Source organism: Spirulina subsalsa FACHB-351 (assembly GCF_026130165.1).
Taxonomy (GTDB): Bacteria; Cyanobacteriota; Cyanobacteriia; order Cyanobacteriales; family Spirulinaceae; genus Spirulina_A; species Spirulina_A subsalsa_A.
This window is the reverse complement of record NZ_JAIHOM010000189.1, coordinates 1-5,928: the sequence shown is the minus strand read 5'-3', so window position 1 is coordinate 5,928 and position 5,928 is coordinate 1. Positions and strand designations below refer to the sequence as shown.

5 protein-coding genes are annotated in these 5,928 nt (G+C 49.7%); 2 read left to right on the top strand and 3 right to left on the bottom strand.

What is annotated here, in order from left to right:
* Window positions 1–232: 232 nt before the first annotated feature.
* Window positions 233–1,111, bottom strand: a complete 879-nt coding sequence (locus K4A83_RS21595; protein WP_265266775.1) for a shikimate dehydrogenase — start codon at window positions 1,109–1,111, stop codon at window positions 233–235.
* Between the two features lie 40 nt (window positions 1,112–1,151).
* Between K4A83_RS21595 and surE the strand changes: the two genes are divergently transcribed.
* Together surE and K4A83_RS21585 are read left to right on the top strand one after the other, a co-directional pair.
* A complete protein-coding gene (surE, locus tag K4A83_RS21590) occupies window positions 1,152–1,973 on the top strand; it encodes a 5'/3'-nucleotidase SurE (RefSeq protein WP_265266774.1) in 822 nt (273 codons plus the stop codon).
* A gap of 63 nt (window positions 1,974–2,036) precedes the next feature.
* Entirely contained in the window at window positions 2,037–3,134 is a 1,098-nt protein-coding gene (locus K4A83_RS21585; RefSeq protein ID WP_265266773.1) for a class I SAM-dependent methyltransferase, read from the top strand.
* Between the two features lie 153 nt (window positions 3,135–3,287).
* Here the strand turns inward: K4A83_RS21585 and K4A83_RS21580 are convergent, their stop codons facing one another.
* Complete coding sequence (locus K4A83_RS21580; protein ID WP_265266772.1) at window positions 3,288–4,277, bottom strand: protochlorophyllide reductase; 990 nt, start codon at window positions 4,275–4,277, stop codon at window positions 3,288–3,290.
* A 310-nt stretch (window positions 4,278–4,587) separates the two neighbouring features.
* Window positions 4,588–5,928: AMP-binding protein (locus K4A83_RS21575; protein ID WP_265266771.1), on the bottom strand; the 1,341-nt coding region annotated here is incomplete at its 5' end.

Below are 5,928 nucleotides of genomic sequence, written 5' to 3'. Positions count from 1 at the left end.
CCCATTATAACACACTTAATAAAACTGGCAAGGCTCATTAAGTGTTGACGCTTCGCGGGTTACATACTGTTTTTCTTTTCATCCCCGTCCTAAAGTATCGGGGCTTTCAAGAAAACATGATCGGTAAGTCAGTCTATCATCAGGAAGACCACGGCGAATAAATTCGCCGAGTCGCTTTCCTCTCAGGGCTAAAGCCTCTGAGTTTCCCGCTTACCGCTATATTTTTTATGAATCAGGAGGAGTGGGGAGAATCTAGAGCATTCAAGAGGGCCTGACCCATGATCTCGACAGGGACGGGCTGCTGTAACCACAATTCAAGGGCAGCAGCCCCTTGTTGAATGAGCATTTCTGTGCCGTCAAGGGTCAGGAGGCCGCGCTGTTGGGCTTGTTGGAGGAAGCGGGTGGGACGGGGAGTATAGATGAGGTCGTAGACGATGGCACTGGGGGGGAGGTGGGGCCACCCTTCGGGGGGGAGGGGACTGTCTGCGGTGTGGGGGTGCATCCCGACGGGGGTACTATTAATCAGGAGTTGGGTCTGGGGGAGCAGGGTGGGTAGGTCGTCGTAGGTGTGGATCGTCACGACTGGGGCGAAGGGGGTGTTGTGCCAACTCTGTTGGAAGGTTTCAAGTTTGGTGCGATCGCGCCCCACCACAGCCACCCGTTTACACCCTAATTCTACACAGCCCGCCACTACAGCCCGGGCCGCCCCCCCATTGCCTAAAACCACGGGGTACACCTTCGACCAATCCCGGTCTAAGGATTTTAAGGGCGCCATAAATCCAGTGACATCGGTGTTGGTGCCGTGCCATCCGGTGGGGGTGTGCCAGACGGTGTTCACAGCGCCAATGGCCTGGGCTACGGGGGACACTTGGCTTAATAGGGGGATAATCGCCTGTTTGTGGGGAATCGTCACACTGAAGCCCACCACACCAATGGCCTGAAAGCCCGCTAAGGCCGTCTCTAAGGCTTCTGGGGGGACGGGTAGGGGTAAATAGACATAATTCAGGTTTAAGTGGGCGATCGCAGCGTTGTGCATGGTGGGGGACAGAGAATGCTCTACAGGATGGCCAATCACCCCTAACAAGCGAGTCGTTCCAGTAATGGTCAGCATCGGTTATGACTATGAGTGTTGAATTATCTTACAATAGGTCATGACTCAACCCCTGAACCTCTTCATTAGCAACGACGACGGGATTTTTGCCCCCGGAGTCCGTACCCTCGCCAATACCCTCGCCCAAGTGGGGCATCAAGTGACAGTGGTTTGTCCAGATCGGGAACGATCCGCTACAGGTCACGGTTTAACCATTCATCAGCCCATCCGGGCGAATATCGTAGAAGGATTATATGCCCCCAGTGTTAAAGCTTGGTCTTGTTCCGGGACTCCCGCCGACTGTGTGAAATTGGGACTACAAGCTATCCTCTCAAAACGCCCGGATTTCGTCCTTTCTGGCATAAATCAGGGCGCAAATCTCGGGACCGATATCCTTTACTCTGGCACCGTTTCGGCGGCGATGGAGGGGCTAATTGATGGCATTCCCAGCATTGCGGTGAGTTTAACCAGTTTCCAATCCCAAGAATTCCCTACAGCCGCCCAGTTTATCCAAGAGTTGTTAGCAAAGTTAGTCTGTCATCCCCTAGCGGAGGCAACATTATTAAACATCAATGTCCCGGCACTCCCCCCCGAGGGTGTCGCTGGGGTGAAGATTACTCGGCAAGGGGTACGGCGCTATATTGAGCAGTTTGAGCAGCGTTTAGACCCTAGGGGGAAAAGCTACTACTGGTTAGCCGGGGAGGCCGTCGAGGAGATTGAACAGCCCGATCATGCCGATTTGCCCGCCCATATTCTGACTGATGTTCAGGCCATCCGCGATCGCTACATTTCCATCACCCCCTTACAGTACAACCTCACCGATGCCCAAAACGTCTCCCCCTTGGCGATCACCCTTCAGCTTGACCCGACCCCTTTGAGCTAGGAAAAATCCGTTATAATAACTTTGCAAAACTTCACAAAACCTCTCATTTAATTTCCTTTTCCTATGGCATCAACTTCCAACTTAGTCCCTCAACTCGCCATTCCCGACCTTTTCGGCAAACTGGCCTATCAAACCTTTCAACAGACCAAAAATGCCCTCAGTTTAGCCCACAAAATGACCGCTAGTCGTTTGACAGAGTGGGTATTACCGGAAGCATGGCATCAACCCCTCCAGGAACTCTCCCCGGAACTGTTGTCAACGTTAAAACAAATGAATGACGACCTCATGGAACGGGATTGGGAAGACGCACAGCAGGGAGTTTATCCCCAAAGTTTGTTATTTGAGAGTCAGTGGGATGATTTTCTGCGTTACTACCCACAAGTGTGGCTGGAAATGGGGAAAGTGTGGCAACGGTTGCCCCAGAAAAACTATCAACATTTTGACCCAGAGATTGAAACCCAAGGCTATCCGAAATACTACCTCCAGAACTTTCACCATCAACCCAATGGTTATTTAAGCGATCGCTCTGCCGAATTATACGACCTTCAAGTAGAACTATTGTTCAATGGTTGCGCCAATGCCATGCGACGCAGAATATTAGCCCCCCTCAAGAGCGAGTTAACCGCCAATTTTGCCCACCTGCTCCCCCAACAGATTCGAGTCTTAGATGTTGCCTGTGGCACCGGGTACACCCTACGCGCTTTACGCGCTACCCTACCCAAAGCATCTTTATTTGGGCTAGACTTATCCCCCGCTTATCTCCGTCGGGCTAATCAACTCCTCTCCCAATTTCCCGGAGAATTGCCCCAATTAGTCCAAGGCAAAGGGGAAGAATTGCCCTACTTAGATCAATATTTCCATGCTGTAACGTCCGTTTTCCTATTCCATGAATTACCCGGCAAAATTCGCCAACAAGTTATTGAGGAAGCCTTCCGAGTCTTAAAACCCAATGGAGTCTTTATCATTTGCGATTCCATGCAAGCCGTAGATCGTCCTGACTTTACCCCCATGATGGAGAACTTCCCCACCCTCTACCATGAACCCTATTATCGGCATTATATTCATGATGACTTACAACTACGCTTAGAACAAGCCGGGTTTACAGATATTCGCATTGAGAATCATCTAGTCAGCAAATACTGGATTGCTCGTCGTGGCTAATCCCGTAATCGGTCATTGACCAAACTTTTAGGATAGCCTGAAAAACCAAAACAAGTCCCAGAAAAAAGACAGGCAAAAAAATAAATTATCATTAAAAACCCCAGTTTCGGTTAATCGCTGAAACTGGGGTTAAAAAAGTAGTTCTTAATTAAATCAGCACTTCACTTCAGCTAGACCCACTAAACGAGCGCTGAAATCCCACATTTTCTCGCCTTTTTCATCATCCCGAGCTTGACGAGAAACTCGTTGAACAAAAAACTTGCCGTCTTTTTTCTGACGGTTTCCCCAACTCCAATAAGCACCAGACTGACGGAACTCCGAATCAATGACAACCGCAGCGACTCGTTCCCCAGCTAACTCCTGAGAAACATAACCCCCAGTAATATTTTTCTGGAACCAAGGGAATAGTTTTTGGAATAAGGGGTAATGATTGCGGAATAAAGGCGTATCCGCAACACATCCCGGATAGAGAGACGTAAACGTGATTCCCGTAGACTCATGGTAACGGCGATGTAATTCCCGCATCGTTAACACATTACAAACTTTACTATCTTTATAAGCCTTTACGGGTTCAAACTTCTTACCATCTGCCATAGTAACAGGAGCTTTAAATCCTTGGGCAAAGCCATCTAAATCCCCTAAATCAGGACGCGGTGGAATTTTACCCCCTAACTCATCAGGATTATGGGTAACAGTCCCTAAAATGACCATTCTCTTATCGTCACGGGGGGATTTTTTCATATCATCTAAGAGCAAATTACATAAGAGAAAATGCCCTAAATGATTGGTCGTCATGGTCAACTCATAACCATCTAAAGACCATAGGGGTTCTTTTAACAACGGCATATAAATTGCCGCATTACAGACTAAAGCATCTAAGGGTCTGCCTGTTTTTCGGAAGTCTTGGACAAAACGGCGTACACTATCTAGAGAACCTAGATCAATATGGAGTACAGTATAGCTATCTTCGGGAATACCCACAGATTGAGCCGCCTTTCTCGTTTTCATCAAGTCCCGACAGGCCATTACAACGAACCATCCCCGTTGGACAAAGGCTTTCGAGGCATATAGTCCTACACCGGAAGAAGTTCCTGTAATAACAACTGTTGGTTTTTCGTTACCCGGTTTTTCGTTGGCAATCATAATCTATCTTCTCTCCATAGCTCACGAATAATATCAATCCGTCTTCTAGGATCTCATAATCTACAAAGTCTGGATAACCCTTGACTTGTTTTGTTACAAAATCGCAATATGCTACGGAACTATTTGTAAAGTAATGTATAGCTTGACGAGTAGCCAGTGTAAAGAAACACCTAGAAATAGGGCATTCACAGACAATATATCTGTGATGTTGAGTTGGGCAAAGTGGGGTTTCACCCTATCACAAAAGAGAGAAAAGTATGACCTAGGTTTAATTGACACCAAAGGCTTTTTAGGCCATATTCACTTGTCACTAATGAGGGCTTGCTGAATAAGTCTGGGAGTCAGGTTCGTAGAAACCGTACTTTTTCAAAGCTAAACCATAGTCTACTTTGGCATTATGTCGAGGATCAACGGGGATGTGGGGGACGATTTGCACTTGCTGGAAATGCGCCCAATCTAAACGGGCTAGGAGGGAGCGGAGTTCTGAGTCAGGGATGAGTAGGGGGTGAGGGGGCCAGTCTTGGGACTTGCTCCGGGAGATGATGCCCAAGGGGGGGAAAAGGGGCAAGAAAGTTCGCCAGAGGAAGGATTTTAACCCCCAACCTTTGCGCCTGTGGGCGGCCTTGGGATTTAACTCTAACACTAACACCCGTTGCCCTCGACGGGAGAGCAGGAAGGAACGCACCACCACCGGACATTCCGCCAAAACCCCCGCCACGGCTAAGGGATAGAGAACACCCTGTTGGTCTTCCACACAGCCCACACAGCGCCCTAATAACCATAGTTGCCCCTCGTGGTCCCGATAGCCCACATCTCCGGTGCGGTGCCACACCTGATTCCCGACTCTAAATTTGGTGGTGGAATTGCCATAGTTTCGCCAATAACTCCCTAATACCTGCGCCCCACTGACCACAATTTCCCCGGCTTGGTGGGGGGGTAAGCTATGATGCTGAAATTCGCTCTCGGTGAAGGGTCCCAAGGGTTCTCCCCAGTGTGGGGGGATAATTTCTAAGTTGAGGACAGGCTTTCCCACTAATAAACCGCCCCCAGTGGTCATTTTTTGCCAGTTTTTAGGACTTACGGTGCTATAGTCCAGGGTGGCTATTGGTTCCGCTTCTGTTGAGCCGTAAACTCCGATTAAGGCGGCTTGGGGGGCGATTTTTTGTAGGGCTTGGAGGGTGGCGGGAAAGACGGGGGCCCCGCCGAGGAAAATGGTTTGTAGGTGGGGTAAGGTGAGATGCTGCTGTTGGCCGTAGTGGCTAAGGCGGTCGAGGAAGGCGGGGGAGGCGACTAGGCGTGTCACCTGATGCTGTTCCATTTGACGCAGGATGGGCTTAGGGTTGATTTTGCCCAAAACTTTCAAATTTCCCTCGGGAATGATGCTGGTGACTCCAGCAGCGAGGTTAGCAAGGACGAAAATGGGTAGGGTGCAGAGGTCAACTTGTCCGGGTTGGAGGTTGAGGATCTCTTTCAGAATCTGGTACTGGTGGATTAAAAAACCGTGACGGCGGAGGGCGGCTTTAGGTTGTCCGGTGCTGCCACTGGTGAAGGTGAGGAGGGCGGGGGAGTCGGGGGTTAAATCAAGGGGGGTGGGGGTGTTTTGGGGGTCTGGTGGGGGGAGATGGTGCCAAGAGAGGGTACCGGGGACGGG

Coding starts and splice junctions, on each gene's coding strand:
- K4A83_RS21595 (WP_265266775.1), bottom strand. CDS start 1,111: ATGCTGACCATTACTGGAACGACTCGCTTGTTAGGGGTGATTGGCCAT.
- surE (WP_265266774.1), top strand. CDS start 1,152: ATGACTCAACCCCTGAACCTCTTCATTAGCAACGACGACGGGATTTTT.
- K4A83_RS21585 (WP_265266773.1), top strand. CDS start 2,037: ATGGCATCAACTTCCAACTTAGTCCCTCAACTCGCCATTCCCGACCTT.
- K4A83_RS21580 (WP_265266772.1), bottom strand. CDS start 4,277: ATGATTGCCAACGAAAAACCGGGTAACGAAAAACCAACAGTTGTTATT.